At 43.3% G+C, this 22320-nt stretch carries 18 protein-coding genes; 5 read left to right on the forward strand and 13 right to left on the reverse strand.

Annotation, left to right across the window (positions count from 1 at the left end):
• Nucleotides 1–18: 18 nt before the first annotated feature.
• From nudC to F7R24_RS07925, 4 genes are read right to left on the reverse strand one after another with little or no spacing between them, the layout of a single operon-like run.
• Nucleotides 19–603 carry an NAD(+) diphosphatase gene (gene nudC, locus F7R24_RS07910; RefSeq protein ID WP_151670713.1) on the reverse strand — a complete coding sequence of 195 codons (585 nt, stop codon included), beginning with the start codon at nt 601–603 and terminating at the stop codon, nt 19–21.
• Between the two features lie 18 nt (nt 604–621).
• Nucleotides 622–1341, reverse strand: a complete 720-nt coding sequence (gene dnaQ / locus F7R24_RS07915) for a DNA polymerase III subunit epsilon (RefSeq protein WP_151670714.1) — start codon at nt 1339–1341, stop codon at nt 622–624.
• Nucleotides 1341–1787: a ribonuclease HI gene (gene rnhA, locus F7R24_RS07920; RefSeq protein ID WP_151670715.1), complete on the reverse strand. Its 447-nt coding sequence runs from the start codon at nt 1785–1787 to the stop codon at nt 1341–1343. Before rnhA ends, dnaQ begins: the two co-directional genes overlap by 1 nt.
• Entirely contained in the window at nt 1784–2560 is a 777-nt protein-coding gene (locus F7R24_RS07925) for a class I SAM-dependent methyltransferase (RefSeq protein ID WP_151670716.1), read from the reverse strand. Before F7R24_RS07925 ends, rnhA begins: the two co-directional genes overlap by 4 nt.
• Before the next feature lie 126 nt (nt 2561–2686).
• Here F7R24_RS07925 and gloB point away from each other — a divergent pair, with 126 nt between their 5' ends.
• The 5 genes from gloB (at nt 2687) to F7R24_RS07950 (ending at nt 8676) form a co-directional block, all read left to right on the forward strand.
• Nucleotides 2687–3466 (forward strand): hydroxyacylglutathione hydrolase, encoded by a 780-nt coding sequence (gloB, locus tag F7R24_RS07930; RefSeq protein WP_151670717.1) that lies wholly within the window; start codon nt 2687–2689, stop codon nt 3464–3466.
• Between the two features lie 63 nt (nt 3467–3529).
• Nucleotides 3530–4735 (forward strand): transglycosylase SLT domain-containing protein, encoded by a 1206-nt coding sequence (locus F7R24_RS07935; protein ID WP_151670718.1) that lies wholly within the window; start codon nt 3530–3532, stop codon nt 4733–4735.
• Between the two features lie 6 nt (nt 4736–4741).
• The gene (locus tag F7R24_RS07940) at nt 4742–6562 is read left to right on the forward strand and encodes an extracellular solute-binding protein (RefSeq protein WP_151670719.1); all 1821 of its coding nucleotides are present in this window, start codon (nt 4742–4744) and stop codon (nt 6560–6562) included.
• A complete protein-coding gene (locus F7R24_RS07945; RefSeq protein ID WP_151670720.1) occupies nt 6562–7653 on the forward strand; it encodes a microcin C ABC transporter permease YejB in 1092 nt (363 codons plus the stop codon). Before F7R24_RS07940 ends, F7R24_RS07945 begins: the two co-directional genes overlap by 1 nt.
• A gap of 3 nt (nt 7654–7656) precedes the next feature.
• Nucleotides 7657–8676 (forward strand): ABC transporter permease, encoded by a 1020-nt coding sequence (locus tag F7R24_RS07950; RefSeq protein WP_151670721.1) that lies wholly within the window; start codon nt 7657–7659, stop codon nt 8674–8676.
• Here the strand turns inward: F7R24_RS07950 and F7R24_RS07955 are convergent.
• The 9 genes from F7R24_RS07955 to F7R24_RS07995 all read right to left on the reverse strand — a co-directional run bounded on the left by F7R24_RS07955 (nt 8669) and on the right by F7R24_RS07995 (nt 22308).
• Complete coding sequence (locus F7R24_RS07955; RefSeq protein ID WP_151670722.1) at nt 8669–9151, reverse strand: DUF4442 domain-containing protein; 483 nt, start codon at nt 9149–9151, stop codon at nt 8669–8671. The two genes, F7R24_RS07950 and F7R24_RS07955, sit on opposite strands and share 8 nt — an antisense overlap.
• Before the next feature lie 73 nt (nt 9152–9224).
• Nucleotides 9225–9989: an EAL domain-containing protein gene (locus F7R24_RS07960; protein WP_151670723.1), complete on the reverse strand. Its 765-nt coding sequence runs from the start codon at nt 9987–9989 to the stop codon at nt 9225–9227.
• A gap of 26 nt (nt 9990–10015) precedes the next feature.
• Nucleotides 10016–11767: a PAS domain S-box protein gene (locus F7R24_RS14950; protein ID WP_151670724.1), complete on the reverse strand. Its 1752-nt coding sequence runs from the start codon at nt 11765–11767 to the stop codon at nt 10016–10018.
• Between the two features lie 17 nt (nt 11768–11784).
• Nucleotides 11785–13410, reverse strand: a complete 1626-nt coding sequence (locus F7R24_RS07970; RefSeq protein ID WP_151670725.1) for a methyl-accepting chemotaxis protein — start codon at nt 13408–13410, stop codon at nt 11785–11787.
• Nucleotides 13403–13981 carry a biliverdin-producing heme oxygenase gene (locus F7R24_RS07975; protein WP_168926798.1) on the reverse strand — a complete coding sequence of 193 codons (579 nt, stop codon included), beginning with the start codon at nt 13979–13981 and terminating at the stop codon, nt 13403–13405. Before F7R24_RS07975 ends, F7R24_RS07970 begins: the two co-directional genes overlap by 8 nt.
• Complete coding sequence (locus F7R24_RS07980) at nt 13974–15473, reverse strand: phytochrome family protein (RefSeq protein WP_151670727.1); 1500 nt, start codon at nt 15471–15473, stop codon at nt 13974–13976. The genes F7R24_RS07975 and F7R24_RS07980 overlap by 8 nt, the downstream gene beginning before the upstream one ends.
• A complete protein-coding gene (locus F7R24_RS07985; protein WP_151670728.1) occupies nt 15470–19945 on the reverse strand; it encodes an EAL domain-containing protein in 4476 nt (1491 codons plus the stop codon). Before F7R24_RS07985 ends, F7R24_RS07980 begins: the two co-directional genes overlap by 4 nt.
• 221 nt (nt 19946–20166) lie before the next feature.
• Nucleotides 20167–20658 (reverse strand): invasion associated locus B family protein, encoded by a 492-nt coding sequence (locus F7R24_RS07990; protein ID WP_151670729.1) that lies wholly within the window; start codon nt 20656–20658, stop codon nt 20167–20169.
• Between the two features lie 18 nt (nt 20659–20676).
• Nucleotides 20677–22308 carry a ShlB/FhaC/HecB family hemolysin secretion/activation protein gene (locus F7R24_RS07995; protein ID WP_151670730.1) on the reverse strand — a complete coding sequence of 544 codons (1632 nt, stop codon included), beginning with the start codon at nt 22306–22308 and terminating at the stop codon, nt 20677–20679.
• Nucleotides 22309–22320: the final 12 nt, after the last annotated feature.

A 22320-nucleotide genomic window follows, 5' to 3' on the forward strand; every position in this document is an offset into this window, starting at 1 on the left:
AACTCATTATGATAGCCGTTAAGCCGAAGTTTTCTGCTTCACAAAAGCCTCTATTAATTGTCTGGAAATAGAAAACTCCGGAGGTAGATCTGGTAGGTCATTAGGATCAAACCATCGAGCTTCAAGTATCTCTTCACCATCCGGAACAATCTCCCCTGATAGGTAGTCAGCAAAGTAACCCAGCATCAATGAATGAGGAAAGGGCCACGACTGGCTTTTCACATAGCGTATGTTACAGACATCAACACCTACTTCTTCTTTGACTTCTCTCGCAACTGCTTGCTCAGCACTCTCACCCGGCTCAATGAATCCAGCTAGCGTGCTGTAGCGACCTGAAGGATACTTAGACGCATGAGCCAATAAGCAAAGATCCCCACGAGTCACCAGAACAATAATACAGGGTGAAATAGGAGGATAATGAATATGCTCACAGACACTGCATTGTCTAGCAATCGACTCTATGGGGTGTGGTTTTAACTCACCTGAGCAGATGCAACAATACTTTGCATGCTCCTGCCATCGTGAAAGTTGTGCATTCTTTGAAAGTTCTGCGTATTCAACTTCATCTATGGCCTTGGCTAGGGACTCACGAAGAGGATCCATGTATCACCCTTATCAATGTTATAAACCTTCCTGTTGCCTCCAAAGGCACTGACCACCCGACTTCTTATCCAGCATTTCAATAAAAGCCGCATGAGCGTTTAATTCCTCATCACTAGGAGGAATGACTTTTAAAACCAAGGATGATGCATCGACAGGTCTTGGATGACTGACACCATCTTCATCCATTCCATCACCCTCACTTCCCAAAGCTAAGGCAGTTTGACCGCCAGTAAGAAGTAAATAAACTTCGGCTAGAATTTTTGAATCAAGCAAGGCTCCATGCAATTCACGATCAAAATGCTCAATACCAAAACGACGACATAACGCATCAAGGTTATTTTTTTGTCCGGGAAACTTCTTGCGAGCTAGGATCAAGGTATCGGTGATCTTGGGACAGATATCTTCCATCCGTTCCTTGCATCCATTGCGTTCAAGTTCTGTATTTAGAAAGCCGATATCGAACGCTGCGTTATGGATAATCAACTCAGCTCCACGAACAAACTCAATAAACTCATCACTGATTGTCGCAAACTTGGGCTTATCGACCAAGAATTCATTCGTTATTCCATGAACTTCAATGGCTTCAGCCTCAACGTCACGATCGGGCTTGATATATTGATGATAATGATTGCCAGTCAGACGCCTTAAGTGCATCTCGATACAGCCAATCTCAATAATATTATGGCCTTCTGCGGGATCTATACCGGTTGTTTCAGTATCTAGTACAATTTGTCTCATTAGGCTTTCCGTTTACCAAACTCTTCTACACCGCGATTAGCTAGGCTATCCGCAATCTCATTTTCAGTGTGACCACTATGACCTTTGACCCAACACCATTCGATAGTGTGTCGACTCACTTCACTGTCCAAGGCCTGCCACAAATCTGCATTTTTTACCGGTTGCTTAGCAGCAGTTTTCCAGCCATTACGTTTCCAACCTGAAAGCCACTCTGTGATACCTTTGCGTAGATACTGCGAATCAGTTGTCAAACGCACTTGGCAAGGTCTTTTGAGGCACTTTAATGCCTCGATTGCTGCTAACATTTCCATTCGGTTATTCGTGGTATCTGGCTCACCACCATACAGTTCTTTGTGCTTCTCACCGTATCTTAACAAGGCCCCCCAGCCACCAGGACCCGGATTTCCCTTGCACGCACCATCGGTGAATATTTCCACTAAACTCAAATCGACTTACCCCGAGCAGATTTTTGACGAGCACTAGGCTCAGCAACAGGAAAAGAGATGAGTTTACGCGTTTTCCATGCCGGTTTTAAAGGGGTCATACCCATAACATCTTTTCTGACCCACATCATCAATATACATCCATTGTGTGTAGGCAATTTAGAAAACCAAGAATCCATGAAGCCCAATCGCTTAAACCAGCGCTCATTTTCGATAGGAGGACGATGAAAATCACTGTGACTTTTTAATTCGGTAAGATCCAATAGTCTGATCCAGTCATGTAAGCGCCAATGAGAAAAACCATGTGCTGTCCAAGGTGGTGATGGATTTCGATGACAGCGACGACACACGCCCCAAAAACTGTTGGGATTAAAGCTAACGATTAACAGATGACCGCCTTGTCTTAATACACGAGAAGCTTCTCGAAGCACTTGGTGAGGGTGATCAGCAAAATCTAATGCATGATGCAGTATCACGACATCCTGACTGTTGTCTGTGATGGGTAGCTCGTGAGGCTCAGCAATAATAGTTTGCTCTGTCATTCCCAACGACATTCTTGGACAAAGCATGACCTTATGTGACACAGGACTGGACTCAAAAAGAGGAACAGACGCCACAAACCCTATTTGTAAAAGATGATAACCAAATGCACTGTGAATAATTGAGTCAGCCATCTGCTTTTCACAGGCAGCCATTTTTTCACCTAAGGGTGTTGCATACCAGCTACGTAAAGCTTCAGAAGGATGTTCATTCATATTAGATGGCAACTTTCCCATGAAAACCCCTCATTGAATTTTGAACGTAATAACTATAATGACCTATTCAGTTTATGCTGGCAAAGCGAGTTTCGCTGTAATAAGGTACAATTGAATTGGATTAAAGTTTCATTGATGGGGCGAAAAATGCTGAATCTGACACCGATACCTGCTTTTAATGATAATTACATCTGGGCAATATGCGATCCTGAGAATCCCGATGCCGGCGTTGTGGTTGTAGATCCGGGTATTGCTGAGGCAGTAAAACAATGGCTAGATGAACACCAAAAAACTTTATCTGCAATTTTGATCACCCATCACCATCAAGACCATACCGGCGGTGCTTTAGAACTGCAACAGCAAAATGATTATTGCCCCATATACGGGCCAGCCAATTCACCTTTTGAAGGTATTACACAGCCATTAACAGACGGTGATCTAATCTACGTTTTGAATAGTGGCTTTGAAGTTAAAACGATACCTGGTCATACCCTTGACCATATCAGTTACTTTTCACCGACAGATCATCTTTTATTATGCGGTGATACTCTTTTTATGGCGGGCTGCGGACGACTTTTTGAAGGAACGGCTGAACAAATGCAAGCGGCGATGGATTATTTTGCCAGCTTACCTGACGACACTAGCGTTTATCCGGCACATGAATACACCTTGTCAAATCTTGCTTTTGCGCACGCTGTCGAACCAGAAAATAATGATATTCGCATCATGACCGAGAAATGTCGTAGCTTACGCGAACAAAACTTACCTACCTTACCCTCTCGAATAGGCATTGAGAAAGCCATAAACCCTTTTATGAGAACCGCTGAAATGTCTGTTATTCATACTGTTTATGGTCATACAGGCGAACATCCTGAAACACCTGCAGAAACACTGGCTCTGTTAAGAGAATGGAAGAACAACTTTTGATTGCGTCTGACGCTATCGCTGTTAGAATGTATCGTTAAGTTTACATTCAGTTTCGAGAAGCCTATGTCCAGACTCAGAACAGGACTTATAGCCTTGTCGCTTGCCTCTTTGGTTGGTGGCTGCGCTAATCAAAGTCAGTATCCCAATACGGCCAACCTATCTTCACCTGATGAAAAGGTAAGATTGCTGGTAGGGTTAGATTATGGCAATTTGTATAACAGAAACCTTATCTTCGGCCTAGATCAGCAAAATGCTTCTGAAAGCGCCTGGGAGTTAACTCGTCAACATCTGTTACTCGAACTAGATCTAGAAAATATTCGCATTGAACGTGAACTCGTTTGGCTTGAAAACAACCCCAGACATGTGAATGAAGTAAGCCAAAGAGCACTTCCCTACTACCAATACATCTTGTCACAAGTTCTTGAAAGAGGAATGCCCGCAGAAGTGGCACTGATTCCTTTTATTGAAAGCGGTTTTAATCCCTTCGCAGTTTCACCCGCACAAGCTGCAGGTCCTTGGCAATTTATTCCCGGAACAGCAAAAAACTTTGGCCTAGAAAACAATTGGTGGTATGACGGTCGAAGAGATATTGTTGCTTCTACGGATGCTGCATTAAATTACCTCTCACAGCTTAACGATATGTTTGATGGGGATTGGCTTCTGACTTTTGCCGCATACAACGCCGGTGAAGGCAATGTTATCAGGGCTATCAACCGTAATACTGAATCAAATAAACCTGTTGACTATTGGTCTCTTCATCTACCAGGTGAGACCATGCGTTATGTACCCAAGTTGTTAGCGACTGCTCGTGCTATTCGTGATGCTGATATTCTTGGGTTGACGCTTGAAGAAATATCCGCAGAACCCTATTTTGCAGAAGTTCATACCACCGGGCAGTTAGATCTATCTCAGGCAGCCAGTCTTGCCGAAATAGATCTTGAAGAGCTTAAACGTCTCAACCCAGGATTTAGTCGCTGGGCTACCGCTCCCGAAGGTCCACACCGTCTTTTGATCCCTATCGAAAGTGCAGAACAATTTCAGACAGCACTGATGCAACTTCCTGTTGAAAATAGAGTCAACTTTCAACACTATACAATAACTCGTGGTGACACCTTGAGTACGATAGCCAGACGCTTTGGTACCACCGTCTCAGCGATTAAAGAAGCTAATCAGATGAACTCAACGAACTTACGTGTGGGTCAAACCTTGTTAGTCCCAGCTGATGGAAATGATGTCGCCTTGCAAACGTCACGTGCTGAATCAGGATAAGATTGAATGACAAAAGGTCTGCGACACTTTACACGCGTTACAGCAAGCCTTCTTTTTTTTAGCCTCAGCAGTTGGAATTTAGCAGACACATACGATAACCATACCTCAGTTATCGAATCTATCCATGGCATTGCCATGCATGGTGACTTGAAATACCCCGCTAACTTTACTCACTTCGACTACGTCAATCCAGATGCACCCAAGCGTGGCCGAGTCGTCCAATCCTCTATTGGTAGCTTTGACAGCTTTAATCCCTTTATCGTTAGGGGCACGCCTGCTGACGGCCTTGGACTTATCTACGACAGCTTAACCAGTAAATCTGATGATGAACCCTTTTCTGTTTACGGTCTTTTAGCAAAAAGAATCCGCCTTCCGGAAAATCGTCGCTGGATTGAATTTGATATGCATCCAGAAGCTGAATTTAGTGATGGCGTTCCAGTTACCGCAGAGGATGTCGTCAATACTTTCCGCTTACTGAAAGAAAAGGGTAGCCCTTTCTATCGTGCTTATTATGCAGACATCATTAATATAGAAGCTCTTGATACCCATACCGTTCGCTTTGAATTCGCTGATACCGAAAACAGAGAGTTGGCGTTAATCGTCGGTGAGGTCCCCATTCTCCCAAAGCATTTTTGGGAAGAACGTGATTTTGAAGCCTCTAATCTGGATATCCCTATTGGCTCTGGCCCCTATATTCTAAGCAGCTTTGACCCCGGAAGATCAGTCACATACCGACGCAATCCAAACTATTGGGGTAAGAGCTTACCCGTCAGAAAAGGTCGTAATAATTTTGATGAATGGATCTTTGATTACTATCGTGATGGCACCGTAGCTCTACAAGCTTTTCGTGCTGGTCAATACGATTTTAGAACAGAACACTCTGCTAAAAACTGGGCAACTGGATACACAGGTTCGGCCCTGCGTGAAGGCCGCATCATCATGGAAGAGATTACGCACCAAAACCCTGTCGGCATGCAAGCCTTTGTGATGAATACTCGCCGTGCTCTGTTCACTGATCCACAGGTACGGCATGCATTAGCCCATGCGTTTGATTTTGAATGGACCAATCGAGCTATTTTTTTCGATGCCTACAAGCGCAGTCATAGTTTTTTCTCTAACTCTGAGATGGCCGCTGACGCTTTACCCGATGCTGCTGAATTAGAGATTTTAGAACCTATACGCCATCTACTACCACCGCAAGTCTTTACCGAAGTCTATCGAGCACCGCAAACCGATGGTGATGGCAATATTCGAATACAGCTCCGTGAAGGTTTGCGTTTGCTGCATGATGCAGGCTGGCAACTTGAACAAGGTGTTCTAAGAAATACACAGGGCCAACCCTTTCGTTTTGAAATTCTTATTATTCAACGCGACTTGGAACGCTTGATCAATCCATTTATCCGCAACTTAGAACGGATGGGGATTCAAGCTAATATTCGTGTGGTTGATATTTCTCAATACATTAATCGTCTGCGTGAATTCGATTTCGATATGATCATCACCAGTTATGGTCAATCTAACTCGCCTGGTAATGAGCAGCGTGAATATTGGCATTCGAGCAGCGCTGAAAGACCCGGCAGCCGCAATTTGATCGGTATTCGTAATCCTGGAGTCGATCACTTAGTAGACCAGCTCATCCAAGCACCCGATCGCGAGCAACTGGTGTTTCGTGCCAGAGCCCTTGACCGAGCTTTGCAATGGAATCATTATGTTATACCGCACTATCACACTAACGCTTATCGCATCGCTTATTGGAATAAGTTCGGCATTCCCGACATCCGACCTAAGCATGCGATAGGTTTCGACACCTGGTGGGTTAAAGACTAATGGGCGCCTATATTGTCCGACGTTTGTTGCTGATTATTCCAACCTTGTTTGGCATCCTAGTGCTGAATTTTATGATTGTTCAGCTTGCCCCGGGTGGTCCTGTCGAACAAACCTTAGCCCATCTACAAGGCTTTGGTGATACCACCGGTGAGCGTATTGGTAGTGGTGCCGGGTCTGATCTTGCATCCGCACCCTCCTCTGAAGGCACCGGCTATCGTGGCGCTCAAGGGCTGGATCCTGAACTGATTGCTGAGATAGAGCGCATGTATGGTTTTGACAAACCTGCCCATGAGCGCTTCTTTCAGATGCTGGTGAGTTACTTAAAATTTGATTTTGGCACCAGCTTTTACAGCAGCAAAACGGTGATAGAGTTAATCATCGAAAAAATGCCGGTCTCTATCTCTTTGGGCTTATGGACCATGTTAATCGCTTACTTTGTCTCTATACCCTTAGGTATTCGAAAAGCCGTTCGAGATGGCACTTCGTTTGATATGTGGACCAGTAGCGCCATTATCATCGGCTATGCCATTCCTAACTTCCTTTTTGCAATCTTACTTATTGTGTTATTTGCAGGCGGCACCTATTTTGATTGGTTCCCACTTAGAGGCTTAACCTCGCCAAATTTTGATGAGATGACGCTTCTACAAAAGATAGGTGACTACTTTTGGCACTTAACCTTACCCGTATTAGCCTCGGTAATCTCAAGTTTTGCCACTTTAACCATGCTGACTAAGAATGCTTTTTTAGATGAGATTCATAAGCAATATGTATTGACCGCGAAAGCCAAAGGTCTTGCTGAGAATCGCGTTCTGTATGGCCATGTATTCCGTAATGCCATGCTTCTCATCATTGCAGGAATGCCAGCTGCCTTGATCGGCATTTTCTTTACTGGGTCGTTACTGATTGAAGTGATTTTCTCTTTAGATGGATTAGGACTGCTGGGTTATGAGGCTGTCATACGTCGCGATTATCCAGTCATCTTTGGGACGCTGTATATCTTTACTCTGGTAGGCTTACTTCTGAAGCTTGTCAGCGATATCACCTATACGCTGGTTGATCCACGTATCGACTTCAGTAGTCGGGAGGGCTAAACCATGTCTCCGATTATGCGCCGTCGAGTGGATGCTTTTTGTCGCAACCGTCGTGGCTATTGGTCCTTATGGATCTTCTTGGCACTCTTTATACTCTCGTTAGGTGCCGAGCTTATCGCCAACAACAAACCTATTCTGGTGAGTTTTCAAGGTAAACTCTACACGCCCATTTTTACCAGCTATTCAGAATTAGAATTTGGTGGCGAGTTTGACCTTCCAGCTGACTTTCGTGACCCTTTTGTTAAAAACTTAATTGATGAAGCCAATGGCTGGATGATTTGGCCGATCATTCGCTACAACTATCAAACCATCAACTTCGACCTCCCCTCACCGGCACCATCACCACCCTCATGGGAGAACTGGTTAGGTACTGATGATCAAGCACGCGATGTCATGGCTCGTGTCATATACGGTTTTAGAATCTCTGTACTGTTTGCGTTGGTTTTGACCCTTGCCAGTTCTGTGATTGGGGTTGCAGCCGGTGCTGTTCAAGGCTTTTATGGCGGTAAAGTAGACTTGCTGTTTCAACGTTTCATTGAAATCTGGTCAGGCTTACCCGTACTGTTTTTATTGATCATTCTTGCTAGTCTGGTCGAGCCAAACTTCTGGTGGCTACTCGGTATTATGCTGCTGTTTTCTTGGATGAGCCTTGTTGACGTAGTTCGTGCAGAGTTCTTACGCGGAAGAAATTTAGAATATGTCAGAGCAGCCCGAGCATTGGGTTTGAATAACAGCACTATTATGTTCAGGCATATCTTACCTAACGCGATGGTGGCAACCCTGACCTTTATGCCGTTTATCTTTAACGGCTCAATTGTAACTCTGACCGCCCTTGATTTCTTAGGCTTTGGTTTACCACCGGGTTCACCTTCCTTGGGTGAGTTAGTGGCTCAAGGGAAAAATAATCTTCACGCGCCTTGGTTAGGCCTTGCTGCCTTCTTTACCCTGGCGTTGATGCTGACCTTGCTGATCTTCATTGGTGAAGCGGTTAGGGATGCTTTTGATCCACGCAAAATTAACTAGCGTTTCGGTATTTACTCTTAAGACGAACATAGACTCGACGGGTTACCTTAGCAACTAAAGTACCCTGTTGGTCTTTAATATAGACCACAAACTCAGGGAAGAACTTATCCCCTTCGGCAGTTTTCTGACGAATCTCATGAAGTTGTTCGTCATTTAAATGGAATTCAGCGGTCAATCGTCCAATCCCTGGAGAGATAAAATCTATCTCTGCTGAGCTATCCCAAATGTGGTAGCGATGAAAACCCAAGCACCCAAACAATAATAATGCGTAAAATGGGTCCGTCATAGAAAACAAGCTACCACCGTACTGGCTGCCATTAATATTGCGTGTAGATGTTTTCCACTTCAAATCGACGCGAGCGTAACGGAAATCTTTACTCAGCTCGACTAACTTAATGCCACAGAACAGCATCGGTGGCCATAGGTTCATACCGAGACGAAATAACCATGGATGACGGAAGAAAAAAGCTTTCATAACAAACCTCTAGAAAATCAAAGCCCATGCTAACATGAGCTGTAGTGATCTCTAGTGACAAATTAGGTCAAGCTTAATGAATGGAAAAGTCAACTTCAGGAAGTTCTTCGAAACCGGGTTTTGCAAAATAATAACCTTGCATTAAAGACACCCCTAACGATCGAAAAAATTCAACCTCTTCGATCGTTTCAAGTCCTTCTGCCAGCACCCGTACGCTAAGCTCTTTGCACATGGCAACCAGGTGCCTAACAATGATCTGCTTAGTGGGATTTTTATCAATATCCCTTATCAAATCCATATCAATTTTTAGCACACTGGGCAAAAAATCAGCCAATAAATTCAATCCAGCATGACCAGCACCAAAGTCATCGATCGCGGTGATGAAACCTTGTTTTTCGTAGCTTTTAAAAATATTGGTTAGATGCTGTCGATTATAGACCTGTTCAGATTCAACGATCTCAAACATCAGGTTTTCAATAGGAAAGCCTGTCTCTTTAGCTGCCGCCAAGGTGCTACGAATACAATGTGCAGGCTCGTAAACTGCATTAGGCAAGAAGTTAATACTGAGTACTTTATCAAGTTTTAGTGTTGCCGCTAATCTAATTGCTTTTACACGACAAGCTTGGTCAAAAGCATAACGATTCTCATCATTTACTTTTTCCAAGACACTGTAAGCAGATTCGCCCTTCGGCCCTCTAACTAGGGCTTCATAACCAAAAATTTCTTTAGCATTCAGGTCGATAATCGGCTGAAATGCAAAGCTGAAATCAAATTCTAATGGTACATAGCAAAAGCCACATCCAATACTGGAAATCTCTTCAGGAAACTGCGTGCTCAAGATATGCCCCCTATTTATTTAAGCTTTTAACCGTTAATGCGCTCGAGTGATACCGCAAGTTGATCAATTCTTGTTCGAGTTGCACCCACTAAACCACCGATTTGACCTGCAGATTCTGAAGAACGACTGGCTAACTCTCTGACTTCTGAAGCCACAACCGCAAACCCTCTTCCAGCTTCTCCAGCTCTAGCCGCTTCAATGGCAGCATTCAACGCCAGCAAGTTCGTTTGTCCTGCTATGCCCGAGATGCTACCAACGATATCACCTATCTGATTACCCACCTTTAACAATTCGTCCATCGCTTGATGCGTTTCTTTCAATGCAATTTGGCGATCGGTAATATCAACACCAAAGACGACAAAGCGAGTGACTTTACCTTCGAAGTCTTTTAATTCACAGACACGAGCATCGAATGATCGCTGAACACCATGATGATCGGTAAACTCTACAATCAAACTGACTTGATTACCTTTATCCAGCTCTGATTTACGTGATTTTTCAGCATTTAACTGCTGCCAAATCGAATCTGAAGCTTTTCGCGCAGTCTCTTGATTACCCGCGCGCTTTAAGAATAGCTCATTGGTATGAGCCAAGGTACCATTAGGATTCCATTCCACTACCATGAGTGACTCGTTAATTAAATCTAAACGATCTAAAGAGTCTTTAGCGGCTTGTTTCATGGTGGTTATATCAGCTTGAACCGACACAAAACGATACAGCTTTCCATTTGAATCAAACACAGGGTTGATCGACATGGCTATCCAATAAGGTTTACCGTCTTTAGTGTAGTTCAATATCTCTTCATAAAACGGCTGATGACGGGATAGTTTTTCTCTAATGTGTTCTACAGTGACTGGACTAGTCTCAGGTCCTTGCAAGAATTTACCTGGAACTTTTCCTTTCACTTCGTTTAAATGATAGCCAGTCATCAACTGAAATCCTCTATTAACATACAGAATCTCACCTTTTGGACTGGTAATGATAACGGCATTACTGGTTTCGTTTGCCACCAGTGACAACATTTCAATTTCTTCACGTTTCGCCACTTCGTCAGTGACGTCTTTAACAAATGCAGTGAATAAAACTTCTCCAGCGACTTCAACTTTCGCTAAGGTTATCAAACCCCAGCGCACTTCACCGCTTTTAGTATGCACCGGCAACTCTATCGGCTTACCGATTAATCGGTTAACACCAGTGTCTCGGTTACGATTAACATAGTTATCATGGTTGGAACGATGTTCGGGAGCCACCAACATCTTGATATTCTGGCCCAACATCTCTTTGGCAGAATAGCCCCATAACTTCTCCGCTGCAGGGTTGGCAAAAATGATGTTGTTTTGTGAATTGATTGTTACCACACCATCATGCGCTTGATGGAGAACTTGCTCCACCATGCCACGCTCTGCACGCTCTTTGCTACAATCCCGGGCAAACGCGGTGTAGTAAAGTTTATTGCCAAGCTTTACCTGTGAAAGGGTTATGTTAGCCCAGGTTTTGGAACCGTCCTTTTTTTCTAACTCTAATTCTACCGAAGAGCCAACAATTTTATTATTGCCCTCGTTGCGATGACGATTGACATAATTATCGTGATTCGGCTGGTGCATTTTGGGCACCAGCATCTTCACATTGTTACCCAGCACTTCATTAACTGAGTATCCCCATAGCTTTTCAGCGGCAGTATTCATATAGATAACGATATTATCGGGATCAATGGTCACAACAGCGATCACACTTTGATCAAGTGAGCGTTTCGATAAATCTGGTTTTCCAAAGAACATTAACTACCCCTTAGTTATTATACTTTAAACTGCTCAACTTGATATTTGAGCTGTTGTGCTAGTTCTGATAGTTGCTGACTGGCTATCGATGTTTGCTCAGCACCTTCTACGACTTCACTGACGATACTGACCACTGTATGGATATTTTGATTGATATCATTGGCAACGGCGGTTTGTTCTTCAGTGGCTGATGAAATATGCACATTCATATCCACAATTGTACCCACTGCAGCGCTGACGGATTCAAAGGTTTCACCATTAACTTTGGCATTTTCAACACCTTGCTGTGCGGCTTCATTTGAAAGCTTCATTTGTTGCACGGCTTTTTTAGCAACCGATTGAAGTTTGCTGATGCTATCTTGGATACGCTCAGTCGATTGACGGGTACTGCCTGCTAAATTTCGAACTTCATCAGCAACCACCGCAAAACCTCTCCCAGCATCACCTGCTCTTGCAGCCTCTATCGCCGCATTCAAAGCCAAAAGGTTGGTTTGTTCCGCGATGGATTCAATCATATCCAGTACTTCAGTAATTTGGTCAGCCTGAGCATCTAACTCACTAATTTGCGCAGCTGACTCACTGATATTTCTGGCCAGGGATTCAATCATTTTGATCGTTTCACGTGTTCTTGTTAAACCTTGTCGAGCCTGATCATTGGCATGATCTGCAGATGTGGAAGCACTTTGAGCGTTCGAGGCAACTTCTGAGATAGCAGCAGTCATTTCATTAATAGCGGTGGCAATCATGGTGGTTTGATCTTCTTGATTGCGCGCACTACCGCTGACTTGAGTACTGATGGCACTCATCTCTTCAGCAGAAGCAGCCAAGGTTTGACTTGCGGCTGCCAAGTTATGAATAAGCTTTTGAAAATGATCGATCAATTTGTTAAAGGATTCACCCACTTCTGCAAGTTCATCCGTTCCTTCGACTTTGGTTCTTAAAGTCAGATCTGAATGTTTACTAATGTCAGACATGGTATTAACCAGACGACTAATCGGCTGCTGGATGGACATGGAGATTTTCCAGGCAATCAATGCCGTGATCAGCGCAGCAACCGTTCCCATGATCATAAATAGATTACGATCACGAATAAATTGCTCCACACTTGCATCACGCAGCTTTGAAGCTTCTATTAATTGATAGTTAGTAGCTTCATCAATAGCAGCAGAAAGGGGGTCGAAAGTGCCAAACAATCGAGAATTAAATTCTCTATCTGAAAGAGTGATCAACGATCCCTGTTCAGCAGCTTGCAAAAACTCATCCTTTAAACGCATTGCTGCCGTCAGTTCTTGCTGAATTCGATCAATTAAACGTCGCTCTTCATTATCCATATTGCCAGAGGAAACACGATTCCATGAGCGGTCACCTACCTCTGCGGCATCCGATAGGGTTGTGCGCAATTCTTGAAGTGAAAACAGCCCTGATCTGTATTTTTGAAAAGCATCGACCGAGGTCACGGCATAGCTATCCGCAAGTTGTTTAAGCTCGCGTAAAGGGACGATACTTTCGTTATACATTTGGGTCGTATTTTCGCTTAAGGTTTGCATATCCTTAATCGCGATGACATAACTAATAGCCAGAACAACGATAGGAAAAACACATAATGCTATTAAACGTGTCGTTACTTTGAATTGATTAAGCATAGTTCATTCCTTGTGTACGGTTTCTAGACATAGATTGCAATGAGTGAATAAAACACTCAAAAGCGACTTTTGCTGCAGAGACTACTTGTTCTTCATCGATATTTTTAATTGTTGTTAATTCAGTAAATCCTTTCCAGCCAGAGGCTTGGTCATGGATAGCCGATTGAAAGAAGGCTGTTGGAAGATGTTTATCCGACAAACAACGCAGAATGTATCGCCCTCCTAGCTTTGAACCTTCGAGTACATAAAGAATTCCTAAAGCCATTGATGGATTAGAAATATTCAGTTCCAATATAGGGTTATCGGCTGGTTGTTCATTTAATTGAATTAAATCTTTTTCAATCAATGGGTAACGTAACGTGTATTGATAAGATGGGAAATAAAGTGATAAGGCCGAAACGAGATTAATCTCAAGAGCTTTTTGAGGTGGATAAAGTGCTTGTAGTGACGTTATATACTCCTCTGTAGTTAATTTATTATTCACTAATACTTTTAAAATTTTATGCCCATCCAGATGACTATGTAACAGATCAGTATGATGTCTTAAATTTTCCAATAAATCTCTATTCATGTTGCGAACCATCTACTGAAAACCAACTAATGTTTCTATTTGACGATCTTTGCAGTTCATCTCTTAGTCTCAGTAGTCGAAGTCGAGTAGCGCTTTCCCAAGCTCGGCTATAACCTAAACGTTTTTCTATCCACTTACCAAAAGACTGTCGGGGAGCAATACCCAGCACGCCATCGTGATATTCCACAGGTTTATTGGGATTACCTCCCCATATCACTTCATCCACTTGCTCTATCCTAAGTAAAAATAAATGAGCATTGGTACCGTTCTTCATACGAATACGTAAACCTGCAGCACCTGCTATATGGGTCAACAAATCAGCTGAAATCAACTCTCTGATTCGATCTTTGTAAAACACCAATTCATTACAGTGTGAACGGAACCAACCTTCAAGTTGTTCAATCAATGGCTGTTCGAAAGGAAGACCTGCACTAAGCGATAACTGTTGGTGAGACCAAACAACAGCGTCAACATCAAACTCCTTAAGTAACCAATCACTAAAATATTGCCACTGAGATTCTTGCTCATGCATCACTTCAAGAGACTTGAGCATTTGGTTGGTGTTGTATGCTATCTCATCCACTAAACGCACACGATGAGTGGTTATAGTGTTTCTAAGCAGTCTATTAAACTCATTCACCACCTCTTTAATCTCAGATAAACGCTTCAGAGGTAAAGTGCGTGACTCATGGCTGTGACAAGAAATTAGTGCATCAAGCTCTTGGCCAGCACTAATCGGAAAGGATAAAGATGAACGATCTCCCATATTTTGCATATAAATTGCATGAACAGGAGAGACACTTCGTAGATCTGAATAGGTCAGATCTGCTCTCGTTTGACCCAATAAACCGTTGCTTTCTGCCTTGGCATCAGAAATAACACGCCATGGATTTTTCAGGTAGAGCTGTCTAGCAATGAGTGGTATGTCACTGGCAGGAAAACGTAAGCCTAAGTAACTGCCACGAGAAGCCACTTTTGATACTTCAGCAATCACTTCGCCATCACCACCTTCAAGGAACTGGTAATACATGACACGCTCAAAACCGGTCACTTCTGCTATCCAAGACACCAACTGCTCACGAAGTGACTGCAAGCTTGATAGATCTGAAATATCTTTAAAACCTGGTGGAAGAACCCATTTTGGGGCATCCAGTTGATGCTTGAAGAACTCTAGAATCAGTTCATTTTCCGCACCGCGAGTGATAATTAAATCAAAACCTCCTTTATCGGTATCAAGTGCAGAATAAAGCTCAGAACGATATCCCACTGTATTTGAATATGAGAACAACGCTGGAAGTAATGTTTTAGATAATACAGATTCTGCAAAATCATAGGGATCAAGACCTGTAAAGCCCAAAAAATTCTCAGAATAATGGGTCAGTTCAAAGCCTTTGGATAAAATAATAATTGCCCCATGTGATTGAATAGCACCACTAAACTGGAGCTGCTCTTTCTCACAATCATCAAGAAATCCACGATGTAAGCTACTCATTTTTTCAACAGTGCTCCAAACTCATCTGCGCTAATAGGCTTAGATAGAAAATAGCCTTGAATTTGATCACAACCATGATGTTGTAACCAGGCTAATTGCTCTTGTGTTTCGACACCTTCAGCAACGGTCCTTAGTCCTAGCGCTTTTGCCATCCCTAAAATAGCTTTGGCTATCGCCTCATCATTTTCATCAGTACCAAGACCGTCTACAAACGTCTTATCAATTTTCAACTCAGTTAATGGCAAACGCTTCAGATAACTTAATGACGAATAACCCGTACCAAAGTCATCCACCGAAAGCTTAATGCCCATGTCATGCAGCAATAGTAAACCGTCCGCTTCTTCACCCTCGTTCGTCATTAAAGAACCTTCAGTAATTTCTACTAAAATTGACGAAGGTGGAAGAAGGTTATCTTTTAATAAACCTTGCAGACGGTCAGCAAACCCCTTATCTCTAATGGATCTAGCACTCACATTCATGGCAACGGGCGGACAAAAAATGCCTTCATGCTTCCAATTGAATAATTGTTTGACCAACATTTGCTCGACGAGTTTTGCTAAATCGAGAATCTGAGTGCTTTTTTCAGCAACGGGAATAAAGTCCGAAGGACTGACCTGCCCTAGCGTTTTATCCTTCCAGCGAAGCAAGGCTTCAGCACCGACAACTCGAGTCGTATCATGAGCATCAAACTTGGGTTGATAGACTAGATATAAGTTTCTATGTTGTATTGCCTCATATAATGCACTTTCAATCGCAGCCTGTTTCAGTATGTGAGTGCGATGTTCAGGTCTAAACAGTTGTAAACGATTACGGCCATCCTCTTTAGCACGATACATGGCTGTATCCGCAGCTTTAATCAAACCCGATGAATCGTCCGCATCTTGCGGATAAAAAGCTGCACCGATACTTGCGGAAACAAACACCTTTCTACCTTGAATAAGGAAATGACGATTCATTTCATTCAAAATACGAACGGCGATGATTTCGGCATCCTCAACGACACATTCAGTCAGTATGACGGTAAACTCATCTCCACCAATGCGTGCGACCGTGTCCACATCTCTCACAACACTTCTAAGTCTATCTGCCGCTTCAAGAAGCAACTCATCGCCAGCGTGATGACCTTGGGTATCATTGATGGATTTAAAATTATCGAGATCAATAAACAACAATGCCAAACTAGATTTATGTCGACGTGCTTGTGCAATCGCATGATCTATTCGATCTTGAAATAGATTACGATTAGGTAAATTGGTTAAGGTATCGTGAGTCGCTAAAAACTCAACTTTACGTTGAGAGTCTTTTAAATCGGTAATGTCTGAAAAAACTGCGACAAAGTATTCAACTTCATTCTCTTTATTCTCAATTCGATTGATGTTTAGCCATTCAGGATAGACTTCACCCGACTTACGCTTATTCCAGATTTCACCCTGCCAGTAGCCACGATGATTTAACTCTGACCACATGCGCTCATAGAAATCTTTACTATGGCGACCTGATTTGAGTAACCTCCCGATTGAGCGCCCTACCGAATCAGCACTGTCATAACCGGTAATGCGGGTAAACGCTTCGTTCACAGATTGAATAAAACCGCTGCCGTCAGTAATAGCAATGGCCTCACCCGCATTTTCGAAGACTCTAGCGGCTATCTTTAGTTGATCTTCAGCGTGGCGACGACGCGTTACATTTTCAGACTCGGTAATAATAACTTCTGGCTGACCTATGCTATTTCGAAGCACTTGATGGACAGTTTTATAAATCTGCTTGCGACCTTTCAACTCAAAGGTATGTTCTTGCTCTTTAACCAATCCTGTTCGTATCGCTTCAAGATCACATGCCCACAAGCTGCCCGCAAATGAATTGGGAAAGAGTTCAAAATCATTTTTACCAATGTAATCATCTAAACTTAGGTTAAAAGCTTCCAGAAAACGGCGATTAGCAAAGAGGTATCGGCCATTCAGATCCTTCATGGCCATCAATACCGTGGTGTTTTCCATCAAGGTATCCAGGCGAGATTGTGATGCTTTTAACTCTGATTGCGCCTGTGCAACATCGGTGATATCAAGAATAGTCACCACTAAGGATTGAATTCGATTATGTAAATCCAAGCCTGGGGTAACGGTCATCTGGAGTGTTCGTCCCTCTCCAGTTAACAAGACTTCTTCACGATCGCCATGCGCAAGAACGGACTGCATTAGCGAAGGAATAGATTTTAGATGCTCCGGAAATCGTATTCTTTCAACATTTTGCATAATAGCTGTCGGTCTTAAGTTAAAGCGACGACCAGCAGATGCATTAAAGCGACGTAAACACCCCTTCTCATCAAACACTAAGATTGGGAACTCTACCGCGTCATAAAGATGACTGTACTCGTTGGTTAACTGCATTAACTCAGCAGTTTTAACATTCATCTCTTCATTAAGGCTAACTAGCTCTTCATTCGTGGCTTGCAACTCTTCGTTGGCAGCTTCTAACTCTTCATTCGTTGCCTGCAACTCCTCGTTAGCTGCCTGAGCCTCTTCATTTAAAGATTGCATCTCTTCATTAGCGGTCGCTAACTCTTCGATCAAAGACTGCAAGTGCTCTCTGGTGGCAGAAAGTTCCTCCGCCATTTCCAATTCAGGAATCAGTGGCGGCTGAAAATCAGGTGTGTCTATCTCTTTCTTAGAAACGACGTTACTGATCATTACCACGAAGGATCCATCAAGCCTTAAGGAAACCGGAAGCACTGCCATCTGAAAATTTTTATCATCCAAAAAACGAGGACGACCGATTTGACGCTTACTGGTTTTTTTAAAGCGATGCAGCAATGCCATTAACTCACCCTGGTAGGTGTTTAGAATGACATCTGAGACGGTTGCGGAGGCATTTCCAACGGGAAAGTGAAAATATTGACCGACTTGACCCACGGTATGAATCACTCGACCCGATGAATCACATAAGGCCAACGTTGCGTCTAAATAGGTAGCAACAGCATCTAATAAAGTGGAGACATGGTCCGATTTTTTGTTGACGGGTGTCGATAAGCGCTTGGGTTTAGTACTTAACATAGGTAAAACACTACTGTCGCCTTGCTTAACAAAAAGACGCTCTCGCCTATTATCAGCAGAAAATAACTGCTCTGCTTGAACTATGCTCTCAGAGCGTCCTAAAAAAAGATAACCTGGATGTCTAAGCGCAAAATGAAAACGTTGCAGAACACGTGTCTGCAAGGGATTATCGAAGTAAATAAGCACATTTCGACACGTAATTAAATCGAGTCGTAAAAAGGGTGGATCGTCTACTAAGTTGTGACGTGCGAAAACAATCATGTCTCTAAGGCGTTTATTTACCTCGAAGTATTTTTGCACTGGTCGAAAAAATTGCTTCAGCCTATCCTGTGAAAGCGATGCTAGAGATGCTGAAGGATACAATCCACGCCTTGCTGTATTTAACGCTTCATCATCAATATCGGTAGCAAAAATCTGTAAAGGTTGAGTTAAAATTCTCTCCCCCAAGGTTTCAGCAAATAAAATAGCAATGGAATAAGCTTCCTCACCACTCGCACAACCTGCAACCCAGACTCTAATTTCTTCATCTATCGAGCGTTTATTACAAATATCCTCCACCTTTTCACGTAACACAGCGAAGGCATCTTTGTCTCGAAAAAAAGAGGTCACTGATATAAGGATATCTCTTGAGAGTAGGTCTAACTCTTCAGGGTTTGAATTCACCCATTGCAAGTAATCTTCTGTGGATTCATGACCTGTGGCGACAACTCTTCTGCGAATACGACGCGCTAAGGTACCAATCTTGTAACCGGAAAAATCCACCTGACATCGTTTCTTCAGCAAACCCAGCAATTGATTAAGAGCGTTATCAGGAACCTTATCAATATCAACCGCTTTTGCGGGGATCAATAAAGGTAAACGTGCGGCGATTTGATCAGGAGATAGAATAAAATCTGCAACTCCCGCTTCAATAGCGGACTGAGGCATACCCGGATACTTAGCTGTATCTGGCGTTTGAACAATAGTAATACCGCCAGCGGCTTGTATTGATCGAAGGCCAGCGGTACCGTCCGAACCAGTTCCAGAAAGTACAATACCGACCGCACTCTCTCCCGCTTCAGCGGCCAAGGATATAAAGAATTCGTTAATAGATGGCTTAGGAAAGACTTCCGGCTCTGCGGGTTGAAGATGCAGCACACCATCTTTTATAGACGCATTAAAACTAGATGGAACCACATAAATGGTTGCTTTTTCTGGTTTTGTACCATCTTTCATCTCAACAACCTTAAGTGCGGTTTCACGGCTTAAGATTTCAGCCATCATGCTTTTATGAGAAGGGGAAAGATGTTGCAGAATAACAAAACTAAGATGTGTACTAGGCTGAAGAGAAGATACAAAACGCGACAGTGCCTCTAAGCCGCCGGCAGAAGCACCTATACCTACCACTGGAGCAGTGGCAAAGCTTCCCTGTGTTTCACTCATCAACGAAAACCTTATTACAAAAATTCAAACAAAAATGTATATAAATAGTAGTGAATACATTCTTCAATGGATCATAACAGAGAGGGACTTAATTACCAGAAATTTTAAATTGCTAAGTGAGATTTCTTTAGCATGAATTTGAAAAATATGGAAAAAAATAAAAAAAGAGCTGAGATCGATTCCGTTTCGATCTCAGCTCTATCTCCTGCCACTTTCAAACGCTACTTAACCGATTGACTAGCTCGAGTGAACCCCATTAAGGACATCTCTAAAACCAGTGTTTCATTGGTATTGAAGGGACGAAAACCAATTTTGGTCACACTGCCTGCGCGCAGTGCCGCAAGACGCGCATCATCGAGTGGAAACGCAACTAAACACCCTTCCTGCACACAGGTCAAAAAGCCAGAACCAAACTCTTCACCTTCATCAATTTGCATCACAATTCCGGCACGCAGATCTAAACCCAATGGCAGCAAGAGTTGCATCACCAGTTGGTTGTCCATCATGTTAACGGATGCACGCAAAAGACGAGCATTACCTTGCTCATTTTCCATGTTTAAGGTTTGCTGAATTTCGCAGCGCTCTTGGCCTTGCACATCCGCACAAACGCCCACCCAGTCTTGGTATTCAGTGACACGGGGTTCTTGGGCAAAGGCTAGTCCACTAGCAATGAGTCCAGTCAAGGCAGCGGTTTTTACAAAGCTTTTTAGCATGGAGTGTGTCCTTAATTTTTAAAAACGGTAGTTCATTGTAAACCAAATTCTAGGATCTCGCTGCTTGTCATCAGAATCTGCTTCACCACCCTCTATCTTCCATGCTGAGCTCAGATCCATGCTAAAGGCATCACGGTTGTAGCGCAAACCAATACCCGCTCCGGCTAGATTTCTTCGATCGCTGTCTACGCCACCTCTTGGTGTTGAACCCGCATCATAAAACGCATAGGGAGAAAAATGCGCATCAATCGCATAACGCATCTCTATTTGCGCTAACCAGCCACGACTGTCCGATCCTTCACCGACAGGGAAAGCACGCACACCATTTGGCCCACCTAATGAGAAGGATTCCGAGCCGTCTAGATCGCGTTTATCTGCATATTGAGTGCTGACATTACCAAATAAGGTAATTTGATCGTTTACACGCTGCAGACGTGCCAACTGGAGGTTGGTTTTAGTAAAGGAGTATTTTTCACTTTGATCATTATTATCACTTTGTTTCAGTCGACCAGAAGTGATCTGAAGATTACCAAACGTAATGCCTCCACCGCCTAATCCATCACGATGATCAAACTGCAACGACACTGGAATAGAATTCACAGTTTTTTTACTGCTAAAATCATCTTGAGTTCGATTATCTTTAAGCTCTTTGTAATCGTAACTACCCGCTAAAACTAGATTCGATCGCTGACTTCTGAGGATAGGATAACTCAAACCCACACTGGTAACTTTGGCCAGACCGGTTGCCCCTAACGCACTAAAGTCTTTACCCAACTGATAATCCGTATGCGCGTAACTGACGTTACCACGCAAACCTGAATACCCCAACGGCAAAGAGTAACCAACTTGACCTAACCAAGTATCTTCACTGGTGTAAAGCGCTCGGACTGAGAGCTCATCACCGAGCATCAACAAACGGTTATAACGCAAATCGGTTTGACCGCGATACTCGCCACTAAAACGGTTACCGTGATTATCTAACCCTACACTGCCACTAAACTGTGGTTCTTCAAACACTTGAACATCTAAATCACCCGCACCGACTTCGGCACTGGGTCGCATCACCGGAACAACGCGCACACCCGGCAAGTCGCCCAATAGTAAGGTACTACGCTCTAACTGAGTCGACTCAATCACATTGCCGGGTTTCAACTGATGCAAAAAAGGCAAGGCATCCGCAGCCACTGATGCATCACCGCTAGTAATGACCTGACCATATCTACCTTCAATCAATTGTATAACCAATACCCCTTCGCTCATGTTTTGCGCGGGAATAACGGCACGGGCAAAAGGATAGCCATTATTGCGATAATGAATACTGATTTGATTTGCTAGCTGACGCAAACCAGCCAAATCATAATCATTACCGATTACATCGCCCAAGACAGCCATCAATGCTTCAGCAGAATATATGCTGTTACCGGTAAATCGAATACCTGTTAAGTTGACTGTCGCACCTCCAGGTTCTGCATCCGTCAAAGGCTGACCTTCAACGGTAAAGTCCACTGAAGGCGCAAGTGGTTGAAGTGTTTGCGGCAAACTATCTTGTAAAATTCGTCCAGCATCCGGTGGTGTTTGAGCTGCCACCGGAAGTGAAAACGCCACAGCCAAAGCTAGAATTGAAGGCTTAAAAAAAGGTTGTACAGTCATTATCAGTTTCCT

The sequence above is a fragment of the Nitrincola schmidtii genome, from assembly GCF_008973715.1.
GTDB classification, from domain to species: Bacteria; Pseudomonadota; Gammaproteobacteria; order Pseudomonadales; family Balneatricaceae; genus Nitrincola; species Nitrincola schmidtii.

Coding starts and splice junctions, on each gene's coding strand:
- nudC (WP_151670713.1), bottom strand. CDS start 603: ATGGATCCTCTTCGTGAGTCCCTAGCCAAGGCCATAGATGAAGTTGAA.
- dnaQ (WP_151670714.1), bottom strand. CDS start 1,341: ATGAGACAAATTGTACTAGATACTGAAACAACCGGTATAGATCCCGCA.
- F7R24_RS07925 (WP_151670716.1), bottom strand. CDS start 2,560: ATGGGAAAGTTGCCATCTAATATGAATGAACATCCTTCTGAAGCTTTA.
- gloB (WP_151670717.1), top strand. CDS start 2,687: ATGCTGAATCTGACACCGATACCTGCTTTTAATGATAATTACATCTGG.
- F7R24_RS07935 (WP_151670718.1), top strand. CDS start 3,530: ATGTCCAGACTCAGAACAGGACTTATAGCCTTGTCGCTTGCCTCTTTG.
- F7R24_RS07940 (WP_151670719.1), top strand. CDS start 4,742: ATGACAAAAGGTCTGCGACACTTTACACGCGTTACAGCAAGCCTTCTT.
- F7R24_RS07945 (WP_151670720.1), top strand. CDS start 6,562: ATGGGCGCCTATATTGTCCGACGTTTGTTGCTGATTATTCCAACCTTG.
- F7R24_RS07950 (WP_151670721.1), top strand. CDS start 7,657: ATGTCTCCGATTATGCGCCGTCGAGTGGATGCTTTTTGTCGCAACCGT.
- F7R24_RS07955 (WP_151670722.1), bottom strand. CDS start 9,151: ATGAAAGCTTTTTTCTTCCGTCATCCATGGTTATTTCGTCTCGGTATG.
- F7R24_RS14950 (WP_151670724.1), bottom strand. CDS start 11,767: ATGTTCTTTGGAAAACCAGATTTATCGAAACGCTCACTTGATCAAAGT.
- F7R24_RS07970 (WP_151670725.1), bottom strand. CDS start 13,410: ATGCTTAATCAATTCAAAGTAACGACACGTTTAATAGCATTATGTGTT.
- F7R24_RS07975 (WP_168926798.1), bottom strand. CDS start 13,981: ATGAATAGAGATTTATTGGAAAATTTAAGACATCATACTGATCTGTTA.
- F7R24_RS07980 (WP_151670727.1), bottom strand. CDS start 15,473: ATGAGTAGCTTACATCGTGGATTTCTTGATGATTGTGAGAAAGAGCAG.
- F7R24_RS07985 (WP_151670728.1), bottom strand. CDS start 19,945: ATGAGTGAAACACAGGGAAGCTTTGCCACTGCTCCAGTGGTAGGTATA.
- F7R24_RS07990 (WP_151670729.1), bottom strand. CDS start 20,658: ATGCTAAAAAGCTTTGTAAAAACCGCTGCCTTGACTGGACTCATTGCT.
- F7R24_RS07995 (WP_151670730.1), bottom strand. CDS start 22,308: ATGACTGTACAACCTTTTTTTAAGCCTTCAATTCTAGCTTTGGCTGTG.